Below are 14907 nucleotides of genomic sequence, written 5' to 3'. Positions count from 1 at the left end.
GCATCGCCCCGGAATGACGACCATGCGGGGGGCTTGTCCCGGCCATCCACGCCTGTAAAACCCCGCCATGACCAAACCCCTCACCGACCGCATCGCTCTCGTCACCGGCGCCTCGCGCGGCATCGGCTATGCCACGGCACGCGCGCTGGCCAGGGCCGGCGCGCATATCGTGGCGGTGGCGCGCACGCAGGGCGGGCTGGAGGAGCTCGACGACGAGATCCGGAAAGACGGCGGCAGCGCCACCTTGGTGCCGCTCAACCTCACCGATTCCGACGGCATCGCGCGGCTGGGCGCCGGTCTGCACGAGCGCTACGGCAAGCTCGACATCCTGGTGGGCAATGCCGGCGTGCTCGGCCCGTCCTCGCCGGTCGGCCATATCGAGCTGAAGGCCTTCAACGACGTGATGGCGGTGAACGTCTCCGCGAACTTCCAGCTGATCCGCTGCATGGAGCCGCTGCTGAAGCAGTCCGATGCCGGCCGCGCCGTGTTCATCACCTCGGGTGCGGCCAACAAGGCTACCGCCTATGTGAGCCCCTACGCGGCGTCCAAGGCCGCACTGGAAACGCTGGCCCGCGCCTGGGCGCAGGAGACCGCGAACACGAAACTGCGCGTCAACCTGTTCAACCCCGGCCCGGTCCGCACCCGCATGCGCGCCACCCTGATGCCGGGTGAGGATCCGGCGACGCTCGACACGCCCGAGCAGGTGGCCGAATTGATCGTGCCGATGTGCACGCCCGACTGGACCGAGACCGGCAAGTTTTACGATTACAAGACGCGCAGACTGATGAGCTTCCGCGCGCCGGCCTGATTGACTCGGATGCCTCCCCGCGATTGACTGCCGCCGCTCAAACGGCAGCAAGCCGCAAAGCCAAAAAAGGGAGGTTGCCATGGCGCCATGGCATGATCGCGCAGGCTCTGCGCGTGCGCTCGCAAATGTCTCTCGAGCTTTCTTCGTTCTGATCGCAGCAAGCGCACTCGCGCTTCCCGTTGCCGCAACCGCCGGCGACGTCCCGACCTTCGCGGTCGATGCCTCCTGGCCAAAGCAGTTGCCGAACAATTGGATCCTCGGCCAGGTCGGCGGCATCACCGTCGACTGGCAGGGCCACATCTGGGTAATCCATCGCCCGCGCTCGCTGACCGACGACGAGAAAGGCGCGAGCCTCAATCCGCCGCGCTCGAAATGCTGCGTGTCGGCACCGCCCGTGCTCGAATTCGACAGCGATGGCAATCTGCTGCGGTCCTGGGGCGGTCCGGGCCAGGATTATGAATGGGTCGGCCGCGAGCACGGGATCGAGGTCGACGAGCGCGGCTTCGTCTGGGTCGGCGGCAATGCCGACAACGACAACGCGATCCTGAAGTTCACGCTCGATGGCAAGTTCGTCGCCCAGATCGGCAAATTCGCGCCGAGCCTCGGCAGCAACGACACCACGCAGCTTGGCAAACCCGCCGAGACTGCGATCGACAAGGAGGCAAACGAGATCTACGTCGCCGACGGCTACGGCAACCGCCGCGTCATCGTGTTCGACGCGACGACGCTCGCCTATAAGCGGCACTGGGGCGCCTATGGCAACAAGCCTGATGACGCCAAGCAGGCGCCCTACGATCCCAAGGCGCCGGTGGCCCAGCAATTCGGCAACCCGGTCCATTGCGTGAAGCTCGCCAATGACGGACTGGTTTACGTCTGCGACCGCATCAACAACCGTATCCAGGTGTTCCGGAAGGACGGCAGCTTCGTGAAGGAGTTCTTCTACGAGAAGAACACGCTCGGCAACGGCGCCGTCTGGGACATCGCGATCTGGCCTGATCCGAAGCAGAGCTATTTGCTCACTGCCGATGGCGAGAACAACGAGATCAGGGTGATCAAGCGCGAGGACGGCAGCGTGGTCGGCAGCTTCGGCCATAACGGCCGCAATGCCGGCCAATTCCACTGGGTGCACGCCATGGCGATCGACGCCAAGGGTAACGTGTATACCGCCGAGGTTGATACCCGAAAGCGCATTCAGAAATTCAGGCTGACATCGGACGCGCTCAAATAGCGTCTTGACGCATTTTTCCCAAAAGTTAACCGATGGATGACGCTACGACGCAGCGTCATCCGGCTTTAGGCGCATTGCCGCCGGCCATCGGACAGGCTAGAGCCAACAGCCGGAAACAAGGCTCCGCAAGAGGGCCGTCCGCATATTTGACAATGGAGGGAACCTTTCATGATCACGACATTCGCACGCCACTCGGCGGCGCTTCTGGCCTGTGCCGCTTTCGGTTTTGCCACATCCGCCTACGCCCAGGACAAGACCGTCAAGATCGGCGTGCTCAACGACATGTCGAGCCTCTATGCCGACATCGGCGGCCCGAACTCCGTGGTCGCAATCAAGATGGCGGTTGAGGATTCCGGCCTGCTCAAGAAGGGCTGGAAGATCGACGTCGTCAGCGGCGATCATCAGAACAAGCCTGACGTCGGGGTCAACATCGCCCGGCAATGGATCGATACCGAGAAGGTCGACGCCATCGCCGACACCCCGAATTCCGGTGTGGCGCTCGCGGTCAGCAATGTCGTCAAGGAGAAGAACGCGGTGCTGCTCAATTCGGGCGCGGCCACTGCTGACCTGACGGGCAAGGCTTGCACGCCGAACACGATCTCGTTCACTTACGACACCTACATGCTCGCCAACGGCACCGGCAAGGCGCTCACGAAAGCGGGCGGCGACACCTGGTTCTTCCTGACCGCCGATTATGCATTTGGTCATGCGCTCGAGCGCGACACCAGCGCGGTCGTGACCGCCAACGGGGGCAAGGTGCTCGGTGGGGTCAAGCATCCGCTGAACACGGCCGACTTTTCGTCCTTCCTGTTGCAGGCGCAATCCTCCAAGGCCAAGGTGATTGGGCTCGCCAATGCCGGCGGCGACACCACCAACGCGATCAAGCAGGCCGCCGAGTTCGGTATCGTTCAGGGTGGCCAGAAGCTCGCCGCGCTGCTGCTCTTCATCAACGACGTGCACTCGCTCGGTCTGAAGACGGCGCAGGGACTGACTTTCACCGAGTCCTTCTACTGGGACCTGAACGATCAGACCCGCGCCTGGTCGAAGCGCTTCTCGGCGCAGGCCAACAAGAACGCGATGCCTTCGATGACCCAGGCCGGCAATTACGCCATGGTGCTGCACTATCTCAAGGCGATGGAAGCGCTCGGCGGCAATCCGCATGACGGCGCCAAGGTCGTCGCCAAGATGAAGGAGCTGCCGACCGACGACCCGCTGTTCGGCAAGGGCCCGCTGCGCGAGGACGGACGCCGCCTGATCCCCGCCTACCTGTTCGAGGTGAAGAAGCCCGAGGAATCGAAGGGTCCGTGGGACTATTACAAGCAGATCGCCACGATCGCGGCGGAAGACGCGGCCAAGCCGCTCAAGGACAGCGATTGCCCGCTGGTGAAGAAGTGACCGCATAGCGGTCATCCCGGGGCGATGCGCTCGCATCGAACCCGGGATCTCGCGCGGCCACCCGGGCTGGGCCATTCCTCACGGAACGGCTCAACATAACCGATCAGGCTAATACAAGGGTGGGCAAAGCGAAGCGTGCCTACGAGTTCTTGCTTATAATGAACAGACGGTGGGCACGGCGCTTGCGCGCCTTTGCCATCCTACGAGACTGTCTTGGTCGCACCCAGCGACTGCACGGCGATCGCCACGCAGACCACCATCAGCACCGCCGCAAGCAGGAATGGCGCGCCGGGCAGATGCAGCGGCGCGCTGGCCCCGATGAAATAGGAAAATGTCAGCGTGAACAGGAACGGGCCGACGAGTTGCGACACGCTCTGCACGCTCGCGGTCGCGCCCTGCAACTGGCCCTGCTGATCGGGTGCAACCAGCCGCGTCATCAGCGATTGCGAGGCGGCGCCGGAGATCCCCCACAGCGCCAAAACGGGTATGCCGAGCCAGGATAGCGGTCCGGTCGGCGCAGCGCCCAAGACCACAAAGCCGATCGCGCCACAGCACAGGCCCAGCAGCAGCGCGTTCCGCTCGCCGAGCGCGCGCACAATCGGGCCGATGGCGAGTCCCTGCACCACCATGGCACAGATGCCGACCATGGCGAGCGTCAACCCCACGGTCTTGGAATCCCAGCCGTAGCGATATGTCGCATAGAGCACGAAGGTCGAGGGCAACACGACTGCGCGACCTGCGCAATGAAATTGACGACCGACAAGGCGGCCAGCACCGCGTTGGACCGCAGAAGGTGCAGCGCGCCGATCGGATTGGCACTCCTCCAGCGGAACGGCGCGCGCCTATCGGGCGAAAGCGATTCCGGCAGGACGAAGAGCCCGTAGAGCGCATTGGCGAAGCTCAAGGCCGCCGAGGCCCAGAACGGCAGGCGTGGATCGATGTCGCCAAGCAGGCCGCCGAGCGCCGGGCCCAGGATGAAGCCGGCACCGAAGGCCGCGCCGATCCTGCCGAAGACCGCCGCGCGCCGCTCCGGCGGCGTGATGTCCGAGATGTAGGCGAAGGCAGTCGAGATGCTTGCCGAGGTGATGCCAGAGATCACGCGGCCGATGAACAGCCAGACCAGCGAGGGCGCCAGCGCCATCAGCACGTAGTCGGCCGCGAGCCCGAAATTCGACAGCAGCACCACCGGCCGCCGCCCGAAGCGATCCGACAGCGCGCCCAGCAGTGGCGAGAACACGAACTGCATCAGCGCCCAGGCGGTACCGAACACGCCGAAGATGCGGGCCGCGTGCGCAGTGTCGTTGGCGACGAAGCTCTCGATCAGCTTCGGCAGGATCGGCATGATCACGCCGAGTGCTAGCATGTCGAGCAGGATGGTGACGAAGATGAAGGCGACGGCACCACGCCGGACCGGCGCGGCGCTCTGCGCCATCGCCTCGCCCCTCTCCCCGCTCACGACGGCCGCTTGCGCTTATGCGCGAAGGGATTCGCCTTCTCGCGCAAGGTGATGCGCACCGGAGTACCCGGCAACTCGAAAGTCTCGCGCATGGAATTGGTGAGGTAGCGCAAGTAGGACTGCGGCACCGCATCGGCACGCGAGCAGAACAGCACGAAGCTTGGCGGGCGCGCTTTCGTCTGGGTGATGTAGTTCAGCTTCAGCCTGCGGCCGGACACCGCCGGCGGCGGATTGGCCTGGATCGCCTGCTCGAACCAGCGATTGAGCGCGGCCGTCGATACGCGAAGATTCCAGATCGCGTAGGCGTCCTGGATCGCCTGCATCAGGCGGTCGATGCCCTCGCCCATCAGGCCTGATACGGCGACGATTGGCACGCCCTTGAGCTGTGGCAGCCAATGGTCGGCATCACGGCGCAGGCCCGAGATCGCGCCGCCGCCCTTGGTCTCCATCAGATCCCATTTGTTGACGGCGAGCACGACCGCCCTTCCCTCGCGTTCGATCAGATCGGCGATGCGCAGATCCTGCTCCTCGAAGCGGTTCTGCGTGTCCATCATCAGCACGACGACTTCGGCAAAGCGCACCGCACGCAGCGCGTCGGCCACCGAGAGCTTTTCCAGCTTCTCCTCGATGCGCGAGCGACGGCGCAGCCCCGCGGTGTCGAACACGCGGAAATCGCGGCCCTTCCAGTTGATCTCCACTGCAATAGAATCGCGTGTGGTGCCGGCTTCCGGGCTGGTCAGCAGGCGCTCCTCGCCGAGCAGATGGTTGATCAGCGTCGACTTGCCGGCATTGGGCCGGCCGACGATAGCGACCCGGATCGGGCGCGTCGCCGCCTCTTCTTCGGAAAGCTGTTCGTCGTCCTCGTCTTCATCGTCGTTAACGGGCTCGGGCATCAGCTTAGCTAAGGCATCGTAAAGCTCGCCCATGCCCTCGCCATGCTCTGCCGAGATCTGGATGGGGTCGCCGAGGCCAAGGGCAAAGGCCTCCATTGCCCCTGCATCGCCATGCTTGCCTTCGCTCTTGTTGGCGACCAGCAGCACCGGCTTATTGGCCTTGCGGGCGAAATCGGCGAAAGCGCGATCGGTGGGCGTGAGGCCGATGCGGGCATCGATCACGAAGAACAGCGCGTCGGCCTGCGCGATCGCGGTCTCGGTCTGCTCCTGCATGCGCGCCGTCAGCGAGCCCTTGGCGCCCTCGTCGAGACCGGCGGTATCGATGATGGTGAATTCGAGATCGCCGAGCCTCGCCTCGCCCTCGCGGCGGTCGCGGGTGACGCCCGGGAGGTCATCGACGAGCGCCAGCTTCTGTCCGACCAGGCGGTTGAACAGCGTCGATTTGCCGACATTGGGCCGGCCGATGATGGCGATCGTGAAGGGCATCAGTCATTCGTGCGCTGCCGGAGCCGCGTCTGTCAATGCAGTGAAAGTAATTGTTTGAGCATGATCTTTTCGGAAAACCGCTTCACACTTTTCCGGATCATGCTCTAGCGCGAGAAGCTGCCACTCGGCAGCGGCGCCGGGAAAGCACCCTGCGATTGCTGCTGCGTGGTCTGGGTCGGTTGCGCCTGCTGGGCAGGCTGATCCGGCGGCGGCGCGGTGGTGCGCTTGCGGACGATCTTATGCTTGGGCGACGGAGCGGCGGTAGTCGGCGCAGCCTCTGGCTGGGCCTCGCCATCGACCTCGGCGCCAGCGGGCGCGGCGGCCGTTGCGGCTGGCTGCCTGGACTTCGTCGCCTTGGCCCCCTTCGCAGGCTTGGCCGGCTCGGGCGGCGGCTCCGCCGGCAGAGCCGCGACGGCAGGCGCGTTTGGATCGGGTTGCTGCTGCGCACCCTTGTACATCTCCTTCGGCACGCCCTGCTCGAGGCCCGGCACCCCCTCCGGGAAGACCGGCTTGCGGTCGCCTGGCAGCTTCTTCTTGGTGTCGAGGAAGTCGAGCATGTCGCTTGGATCGAAACTGGAGCAGCCGCCCAGGACGCCCGTGAAGGCGATCAGGACGGCGGCTGCGATCAAACGTAGCGTGCGGCGCATCTTGTGTCTCGTTTGCGTCAGAGGGCCGTCGTCAGCTCTTGGCGGCGGGCGGCAGCAGAGCCTGGAGCGCCTCGGCGCGCGAGCGCAGGCCGGGCGGTGTTTCGCCGTCCTCGGCAATCGCGTCGAGCCATTTGCGGGCCGCGGTCATGTCGTTGTTGCGCCAGGCCGACAAGGCCAGCATCTCGCGGGCGCTGTGGCGGAAGGTCGATTTGGGCGCGGCGGAGGCTTCCAGCCGTTGCTGCATGTCCGCGTAGCTGGCGCTGTCGAGGAGCAAGCCGGCACCGCGGATCTTGGCCAGATCCTGCCACTCGCCGCCGACGCCGCGGTCGGCGGCAATGTCGTCATACATCTTCGCGGCGGCCTTGGGATCGCGGGCAGCGGCCTCTGCCGCAGCGCGCAGCCGCGCCAGGGTGCGATAGCCGGACGGGGCCTTGGCGGCGAGCTCGGTGAAGGCCTTCTCGGCGTCGGCATGCTTGTCCTGCTCGGACAGCTCGACGGCCTTCTCGAAGGCGGCGCCAGCCTCGGCGGCCTTCTTGGCCTCCAGATATTGGTAGCCACGCCAGCCAGCGACGGCGGCCACGATCAGCACCATCAGGGCGATGAAGTAGATCGAATACTTGTCCCACAGCTTCTTGAGCTGTTCGCGACGTACTTCCTCATCGACTTCGTCAAATAATTCAGACACTTATGCTAATCCCATGCCCGTCCGGGTGCGCGCGCCAAAGCATTCGCGTCAGGAATCCCGTCCCCGTGTGGCGGCGAGGTACCCTAACGATATGGCGGTGGCAAGGCAAAGCCAGCCCGATCAAGGCGTTAACCACTCCGGGACAGCCCGGAGCGGCCTGTCTGCTCAGCTTCCGAGCAGCTCCCGCAACCGACGCTTCAGCACCTTGCCATTGGCATTCCGCGGCAATGGCTCGGCGCTGATCGCCACGGTCTCGGGGACCTTGTAGTCGGACAGCCGCTCCGCGCACCAGGCCCGCAGGGCCTCGCTGGCAACCGGGCTGCGCGTCACCACCACTGCATGGACGCGTTCGCCCAGCACCGGGCAGGCCCTGGCGATGATCGCGCTCTCGACCACCGCGGGATGGCCGGCGAGCACGGATTCGACCTCGGCCGAATAGATCTTCATGCCGCCGCGATTGATCATGTCCTTCTGCCGGTCGAACACGCGGACAAACCCTTCCGCGTCGACCGAGCCGAGATCGCCGGAGTGCCAGAAGCCGCCTGTGAAGCTTTCGGCCGTGGCCTTCGGGTTGTTCCAATAGCCCTTGATGACGGAGGCACTCTGGATCCAGAGCTCGCCGATCTCCCCGGGCGGCAGTTCGCGCCCGCCGGTGTCCATCGCGACGATGCGCGCGCCCGGGCACGGCAGGCCGACGCTGTCGATATGGCTCTGCGTCAGCTCGCCCGGCATGATCGTCGAGGGCGAGGTCGTCTCGGTCGCGCCGTAGCAATTCATCAGCTTCAGCCCGGGGATCTTCGCCTTGAGCTTCTCGATGGTCGCGACCGGCATCGGTGCGCCGCCAAAGCCGCCGATGCGCCAGCTCAACAGGTCGTAGTTGTCGAAATCTGGTTGCAGCAGGCAAAGATTGTACATCGCCGGCACCATCACGGTGTAGGTGACGCGCTCGCACGCAGCGAGCTTGAGATAGTCGGCCGCCTTGAACTCCGGCATGATGATCAGCGCGCCTGCGCAGCGGATCATCGTCGTGACGTTGGCAACAACGCCGGTGACGTGGCCGAGCGGCACCGCGGCGATCGAGCGATCCGCCGCCGTCAATTGCAGGCAGGACACGAACACCATCGAGGAATGGGTGATGTTGCAATGGGCCAGCATCGCGCCCTTCGGCTTGCCCGTCGTACCCGAGGTGTAGAGGATCATCGCGGTGTCCTCCTCATTCACCTCGACCGGCGCAGGCGCCGGTGCATTGTCAGCGAGAGCGGAGAAGCGCGACCGGGCCGGATCGTCGTCAATGGCGATGCGGTGGATCACATCGGGCACATCCTGCGCATCGGGCAGCCGCTCGGCGAGGGCCGCCTCGTGGATCAGGACCTTCGCGCCGCAATCCGTGAGCACATAGGCGATCTCCGGCTTCTGCTGGCGCGTGCTGAGCAGCACCGTGACCAGCCCCTCATGCGCGGCGGCGAACAGCAGCAGCGGAAATTCGATGCGGTTGCCAAGCAGGATGGCAACGCGGTCGCCGCGTTGCAGGCCGAGCTCGCGAAAGCCGGCCGCGATCCGCGCGGACTGCTCGACGGCTTGTCGCCAGCTCAGGCGGACGTCGCCGCAAATCAGCGCCTCGCCATCACCATTGCGCGCGCGGGCTTCCGCGATCATGGCCCACAGGCTCGACGGCCGATCGCAAAATGCCGGCACCACCCGATCGCCAAAGCGCGACTCGAACCGCATCGGCGGAATCTGAGATTGCGACCAATCCATCGAAGGGCCCTCGGCTTATTGCTCTTGCCAGCTATCGCCCATGGACGTCCAGGCTTCGTCTTGTGCTAACCGGCTAGACGCCGATGACGGGAACACCGATCACGACTGGATGGAACGCGAAGGCCAGCGCGAGATACGCGACAATTCCGACCGCGACCGCGATCAAATCGTTGGTGACACCGCCCACCGGGATCGGCGGACCGCCGGCATCGGTGCGGTGCTTGAGCGTGATACGATCATACACAGCCCAGCCCAGGAACGAGCCGAACAGGATGATGGAGCCGAGATCGCCATTGGCGAGCAGATGCGCGGCCGCCCACAGCTTGATGCCGGTCAGCATCGGATGCTTCAGTGTCGCATAGATGCGGCCGCGCAGGTACGAGGCCACCACCAGGATGACGGCCGGCAGCATCAAGGCGAGCGTGATGTGCTTCAGCACCTTCGGCGGGTACCAGACGTCGATCCAGCCGGAGCTGCGATAATGGGCAAAGCCCCAGATGATCAGCGCGAGCCCCGCGAGCGAGACGAGCGAATAGAGAATCTTGTAGGTCCCCTCGCCCAGCCTCGCGATCGCCTCTGCGCGCGCCTTTCGTTTCGTCGTGAAAACATGGGCCGCGAAAAACAGCACCAGCCCCAGGATCATGACCAGCAGACCCACGACATCCTCCCCCTCAAGCAGCCCCCACATCTGAGGTATCATCGATTGGCCGCCGCTCGCAACTCCCTCCCCTCATGGTGAGGAGGCGCGAAAGCGCCGTCTCGAACAACAGAGGCCCCCTCTGTCACAGCCCGGCCTTCATCCTTCGAGACGCGCGTGAAGAACGTGCTCCTCAGGATGAGGAGATAGCCTGCGCTATTTGGCAAGCTCGCGATTGTCGACATAGCGGATCGCGATCGGCCTGCCCGCCAGCGCGCCGCCAAGGCCGCTGGTGAATTTCAGCGGCAGGCATGCATTCAGCGATGCGTTGATGGCATTGAGATAGGTGGTGCGGGTGCCGGCCGGCACGCCCGCGGTCGCATATGTGAGGCGCGGCGGGCCGATCAGGCCACCCGCCCTGTTGAAGCTGAAGCGCACCGACATCTGCATGCCGGCGCGCGAATTGTCCGACGGCGGCGACCAGCAGCTGCGCAGCGCGGCGAAGAGGTCGCCGATCGTGTCGAGATCGTGATCCGGCCTCTGATATTTGGCACGATCGGCCTCGGACGGCACGCTCTCGATCGTAAGCTGGAGGTTCTGCCCGTAAGGATAGTCGATCTCGGGAATGCAGGGGCCCTCATCGAGCACGCTGCAATAGGACGGCGTGCAGGGCCCGCCGTCCAGCACGCTGCACGGCTCGTGCGAGAACGGGATCGGATTGATCTGCCGGGGCCGCGCTGCGGCGGCACTTACCGCCAAGAAGGTCAGCAGCAGAACCAGGAATGCGCGCAGCATTGAGAAGCACCGCGATGAGCGACCATCCACCATCATGTTGGGGAGATCTTGCCGCGGCTTCAAGCCCACCTCGTGTTCACATGCGCGCGTTCAAACGCGGTTTCGTCGCCGGGCCGAACCCGCTCACTATTCCAGGGGGATCATTGTTGAGCCGAGAGGCGTGCTGGATGCTCCGCCTTCGCGGGCACGACAGCGGAGGGGTGGCTGCACAGCGGGGGATAGCCGCCCTACCCCTTCTTCTTGACGTCTTTGACGTTGGTGAACTCGATGCCCTCGGCGCGCTCGCGGGTGTAGCCGAGATAGAACTCGTTCCGCGCCAGATACACGGGATCGCCATCGACATCGTCGGCGATGCTCGAGGTGTTGGCGGCAATGAAGGTGTCGAGCTTCTTGCGGTCCTCCGAGGAGACCCAGCGTGCCAGCTGGAACTCGCTGACCTCGAACTCGACCGGCAGTGAATATTCCGCCTCCAGCCGCGCTTTGAGCACATCGAGCTGGAGCGCGCCGACGACGCCGACCAGCGCGGGCGCGCCGTCGCGAGGGCGGAACACCTGCACCACGCCCTCCTCCGACATCTGCTGTAGAGCTTCCTTCAGCTTCTTCGCCTTCATCGCATCGGTGAGACGGACGCGGCGGACGATTTCCGGCGCAAAGCTCGGCACGCCGACGAAGTTGAAATCCTCGCCCTCCGTCAGCGTATCGCCGATGCGCAGCGTGCCGTGGTTGGGAATGCCGACGACATCGCCGGCAAAGGCCTCATCCGCAACCGAACGATCCTGCGCGAAGAAGAATTGCGGGCTCGACAGCGGCATGCTCTTGCCGGTGCGCACCAGCTTGGCCTTCATGCCGCGGCTGAGCTTGCCCGAGCAGAGCCGCGCAAACGCGATGCGGTCACGATGGTTCGGATCCATGTTGGCCTGGATCTTGAACACAAAGGCGCTCATGCGCGGATCGGTGGCCTCGACCTTGCGCTGGTCGCTGTCCTGCGCGCGCGGCTCGGGCGCGAACTTGCCGAGACCTTCCAGGAGGTCGCCGACGCCGAAATTGCGCAGCGCGCTGCCGAAATAAACCGGCGTCAGATGTCCCTCGCGGAACGCTTCGAGCTCGAACGGTTTTGACGCTTCGGTGACGAGATCGAGCTCGTCCTTCACCGCGGACACGTCCAGATTGGCATTGAGCTTGGCGAGCTCTTCGATCTCGATCTGCTGCGCCGCACCGGTCTTGGCACCGCCGCCTTCGAGCAGGCGCACGCCGCCATTGACGACGTCATAAGTGCCGAGGAAGTCACGGCCGCGGCCGACCGGCCAGGTCATCGGCGTGGTGTCGAGCGCCAGCGTCTTCTCGATCTCGTCCAGCAGCTCGAAGACGTCGCGGCTCTCGCGGTCCATCTTGTTGATGAAGGTGATGATCGGGATATCCCGGAGACGACATACCTCGAACAGCTTTCGGGTGCGCGCTTCGATGCCTTTGGCGGCGTCGATCACCATCACGGCGGAATCGACCGCCGTGAGCGTCCGGTAGGTGTCTTCCGAAAAGTCCTCGTGGCCCGGAGTATCCAGCAGGTTGAAGACGAGGCCTTCGAACTCGAAGGTCATCACCGAGGTCACGACCGAAATGCCGCGCTCGCGCTCGATCTTCATCCAGTCGGAACGCGTGTTGCGCCGCTCGCCCTTGGCCTTGACCTGACCGGCGAGGTTGATGGCGCCACCGAACAGCAGCAGCTTCTCGGTCAGCGTGGTCTTGCCGGCGTCGGGGTGGGAGATGATCGCAAAGGTCCGCCGCCGTGCCACTTCAGCGGCAAGCGGAGAACGGGCCGGCGATTCGGCTGCGGTGGTGACGATGTCGGACATGGCGGGAGCGTTTGGCAGGGAAACTGGGCCTGATCAAGCCTCATTTGGTGATTGCGTGGCCCTCCGGCCAGCCCCATATCGGCATTTCGGGAAGGACGGCCTTCCCGTTCTCAGCACCTCAGCCGCGGGGACGACCCTGCCTAGAATGGAGGGTCGTCATGGCCTGGAGCATCCTGTTGATCGCTGGGCTTCTCGAGATCACCTGGGCGATCGGCCTGAAATACACCGAGGGCTTTACCAGGCCTGTTCCGTCCGTCGTCACGCTCGCGGCCATGGCCGGCAGCGTCATCTTGCTCGGACTTGCTCTCAAATCACTGCCCGTCGGAACCGCCTACGCTGTCTGGACCGGAATCGGCGCGGTCGGCACCGCGACGCTCGGCATCATCCTGTTCGGCGAGCCGGCCACGGCGTTCCGCCTCGCCAGCATCGGGCTCATCGTCGCCGGAATTGCCGGCCTAAAGTTCGTTACTTGACGAAGATCTTGACCACCCACCAGGTCAGCGCGGCGACGATGGCCGAGGCCGGGATCGTGATCACCCAGGCATAAACGATCGAGCTAGCGACGTTCCAGCGCACCGCCGAGACGCGGCGGGCGGCGCCGACGCCGACGATGGCGCCGGTGATGGTGTGGGTGGTCGAGACGGGAACGCCGAGGAAGGTCGCCATGAACAGGGTCGCAGCGCCCCCGGTCTCCGCGCAAAAGCCCTGCATGGGCGTCAATTTGGTGATGCGCAGGCCCATAGTGCGGACGATGCGCCAGCCGCCCATCAGCGTGCCCAGCGCCATCGCAGCCTGGCAGGACAGCACGACCCAGAACGGCACCGAGAATTCGCTGCCGAGATGACCCTGCGAATACAGCAGCACCGCGATGATGCCCATGGTCTTCTGGGCGTCGTTGCCGCCATGGCCGAGCGAATAGAGCGAGGCGGAGGCGAATTGCAGGATGCGGAAGGCGCGATCGACCGCAAAGGGCGTCGAGCGCACCGAGGCCCAGGACACGATCGCCACCAGCATCATTGCGAGCAGGAAGCCGACCAGGGGCGACAGCACGATCGCCAGCACCGTCTTCGACAATCCGCTCCACACTGCCGCCGAAATGCCCGCTTTGGCCATGCCGCCGCCGACGAGTCCGCCGATCAGCGCATGCGAGGACGATGACGGGATGCCGAGCGCCCAGGTCACGAGGTTCCAGACGATGGCCCCGACCAAGGCCGCAAAGATCACTTGGGCGTCGACGATGGAGGGATCGATGATGCCGGTACCGATGGTCTGGGCGACGTGCAACCCGAACACCATGAAGGCGACGAAATTGAAGAACGCGGCCCAGAATACCGCAAATTGCGGCCGCAGCACGCGGGTCGAGACGATGGTCGCGATCGAATTGGCGGCGTCATGGAGTCCGTTCAAGAAATCGAACAGCAGCGCGACGGCGATCAAGCCGACCAGGACGGGAAGAGCCAACGCAGCATCCACAGCGGCCCTGCCTCAATTTTTTCGCATGATCTCCGCGCAAACGCGTTCAGCGTTTGTCGCGAAGGAAAACCGCGGCACATTTTTCCGGATCATGCGTTACACTTGCTCGATGACGATGCTGTTGATCTCGTTGGCGACGTCGTCGAAACGGTCGGCCACCTTCTCGAGATGGTCGTAGATCTCTGCGCCGACGATGAAATCCATCGCGTTGCCCGCGCGATGCTTGAGGAACAGCTCCTTCAGCCCGATGTCATGGAGGTCGTCGACGCGGCCTTCCAGCTTGCCCAGCTCTTCGGTGATCGCGGTCAGCATGGCGACGTTCGGGCCGATCGACTGCATCAGCGGCAGCGCGCGCCCGACCAGATTGGCGCATTCGATCAGAAGCCCGCCGATCTCGCGCATCGGCGGCTCGAAGGCGCGGACTTCGAACAGCATCACGGCCTTCGCCGTCTGCTGCATCTGGTCGATGGCGTCGTCCATCGAGGTAATCAGGTTCTTGATGTCGCCGCGGTCGAACGGAGTGATAAAGGTGCGGCGCACCGCCGTCAGCACTTCGCGGGTGATGTTGTCGGCGTCGTTCTCGAACTGGTTGACGCGCTGGCAATAGACCGGCGTTTCCTCGCCGCCGTTGAGCATGCTCTGGAGCGCGATCGAGCCCTGGATCACGGTCTGGGCATGACGGTCGAACAGGTCGAAGAACCGTTCCTCCTTGGGCAGGAAAGCACGAAACCATCGCATCATGGGGATAGGCTACCGGTTGGAAAAATGGCCTGGCCCGAAGGGGCCGTCATGAAAC

13 protein-coding genes and 1 pseudogene are annotated in these 14907 nt (G+C 64.6%); 4 read left to right on the top strand and 10 right to left on the bottom strand.

The genetic code is table 11. The annotated features are described in order from the left end of the window. The first annotated feature begins 67 nt into the window (after positions 1 to 67). The 3 genes from IVA87_RS29090 (at position 68) to IVA87_RS29080 (ending at position 3431) form a co-directional block, all read left to right on the top strand. A complete protein-coding gene (locus tag IVA87_RS29090) occupies positions 68 to 808 on the top strand; it encodes an SDR family NAD(P)-dependent oxidoreductase (protein ID WP_247304327.1) in 741 nt (246 codons plus the stop codon). 79 nt (positions 809 to 887) lie between these two features. Beyond that, positions 888 to 2036, top strand: a complete 1149-nt coding sequence (locus IVA87_RS29085; protein ID WP_247336367.1) for a hypothetical protein — start codon at positions 888 to 890, stop codon at positions 2034 to 2036. Between the two features lie 168 nt (positions 2037 to 2204). Beyond that, positions 2205 to 3431, top strand: coding sequence for an ABC transporter substrate-binding protein (locus IVA87_RS29080; protein ID WP_247336364.1), 1227 nt, complete (start codon positions 2205 to 2207; stop codon positions 3429 to 3431). A gap of 200 nt (positions 3432 to 3631) precedes the next feature. Here IVA87_RS29080 and IVA87_RS29075 read toward each other — a convergent pair. From IVA87_RS29075 to IVA87_RS29040, 8 genes and pseudogenes are all read right to left on the bottom strand, one after another. Next, positions 3632 to 4887: pseudogene (locus IVA87_RS29075) on the bottom strand (TCR/Tet family MFS transporter). Continuing rightward, a complete protein-coding gene (der, locus tag IVA87_RS29070) occupies positions 4884 to 6266 on the bottom strand; it encodes a ribosome biogenesis GTPase Der (RefSeq protein ID WP_247336361.1) in 1383 nt (460 codons plus the stop codon). The pseudogene IVA87_RS29075 and the gene der overlap by 4 nt, the downstream one beginning before the upstream one ends. 104 nt (positions 6267 to 6370) lie before the next feature. Beyond that, a complete protein-coding gene (locus IVA87_RS29065) occupies positions 6371 to 6913 on the bottom strand; it encodes a hypothetical protein (protein ID WP_247304333.1) in 543 nt (180 codons plus the stop codon). A gap of 31 nt (positions 6914 to 6944) precedes the next feature. Continuing rightward, positions 6945 to 7598 carry a tetratricopeptide repeat protein gene (locus IVA87_RS29060; RefSeq protein ID WP_247304334.1) on the bottom strand — a complete coding sequence of 218 codons (654 nt, stop codon included), beginning with the start codon at positions 7596 to 7598 and terminating at the stop codon, positions 6945 to 6947. Between the two features lie 165 nt (positions 7599 to 7763). Then, positions 7764 to 9356, bottom strand: a complete 1593-nt coding sequence (locus IVA87_RS29055; protein ID WP_247304335.1) for a class I adenylate-forming enzyme family protein — start codon at positions 9354 to 9356, stop codon at positions 7764 to 7766. Between the two features lie 73 nt (positions 9357 to 9429). Next, complete coding sequence (locus IVA87_RS29050) at positions 9430 to 10014, bottom strand: NnrU family protein (RefSeq protein WP_247304336.1); 585 nt, start codon at positions 10012 to 10014, stop codon at positions 9430 to 9432. Between the two features lie 195 nt (positions 10015 to 10209). Next, positions 10210 to 10788, bottom strand: coding sequence for a hypothetical protein (locus tag IVA87_RS29045; RefSeq protein ID WP_247304337.1), 579 nt, complete (start codon positions 10786 to 10788; stop codon positions 10210 to 10212). A gap of 227 nt (positions 10789 to 11015) precedes the next feature. Beyond that, a complete protein-coding gene (locus tag IVA87_RS29040; RefSeq protein ID WP_247304338.1) occupies positions 11016 to 12638 on the bottom strand; it encodes a peptide chain release factor 3 in 1623 nt (540 codons plus the stop codon). Positions 12639 to 12796: 158 nt separating this feature from the next. On the opposite strand from IVA87_RS29040, the gene sugE reads away from it, so the two are divergent. Then, positions 12797 to 13111, top strand: a complete 315-nt coding sequence (gene sugE / locus IVA87_RS29035) for a quaternary ammonium compound efflux SMR transporter SugE (RefSeq protein ID WP_247304340.1) — start codon at positions 12797 to 12799, stop codon at positions 13109 to 13111. On the opposite strand, the gene IVA87_RS29030 is transcribed toward sugE, so the two are convergent. Then, the gene (locus tag IVA87_RS29030; protein WP_247281655.1) at positions 13104 to 14111 is read right to left on the bottom strand and encodes an inorganic phosphate transporter; all 1008 of its coding nucleotides are present in this window, start codon (positions 14109 to 14111) and stop codon (positions 13104 to 13106) included. The two genes, sugE and IVA87_RS29030, sit on opposite strands and share 8 nt — an antisense overlap. 96 nt (positions 14112 to 14207) lie before the next feature. After that, a complete protein-coding gene (locus IVA87_RS29025) occupies positions 14208 to 14852 on the bottom strand; it encodes a DUF47 domain-containing protein (RefSeq protein WP_247281656.1) in 645 nt (214 codons plus the stop codon). Positions 14853 to 14907: the final 55 nt, after the last annotated feature.

Source organism: Bradyrhizobium sp. 147 (assembly GCF_023073935.1).
In the GTDB taxonomy this organism is placed as follows: domain Bacteria; phylum Pseudomonadota; class Alphaproteobacteria; order Rhizobiales; family Xanthobacteraceae; genus Bradyrhizobium.
Note: the sequence above shows the minus strand (reverse complement) of the source record. Positions and strands in the feature narration are given on the sequence as shown.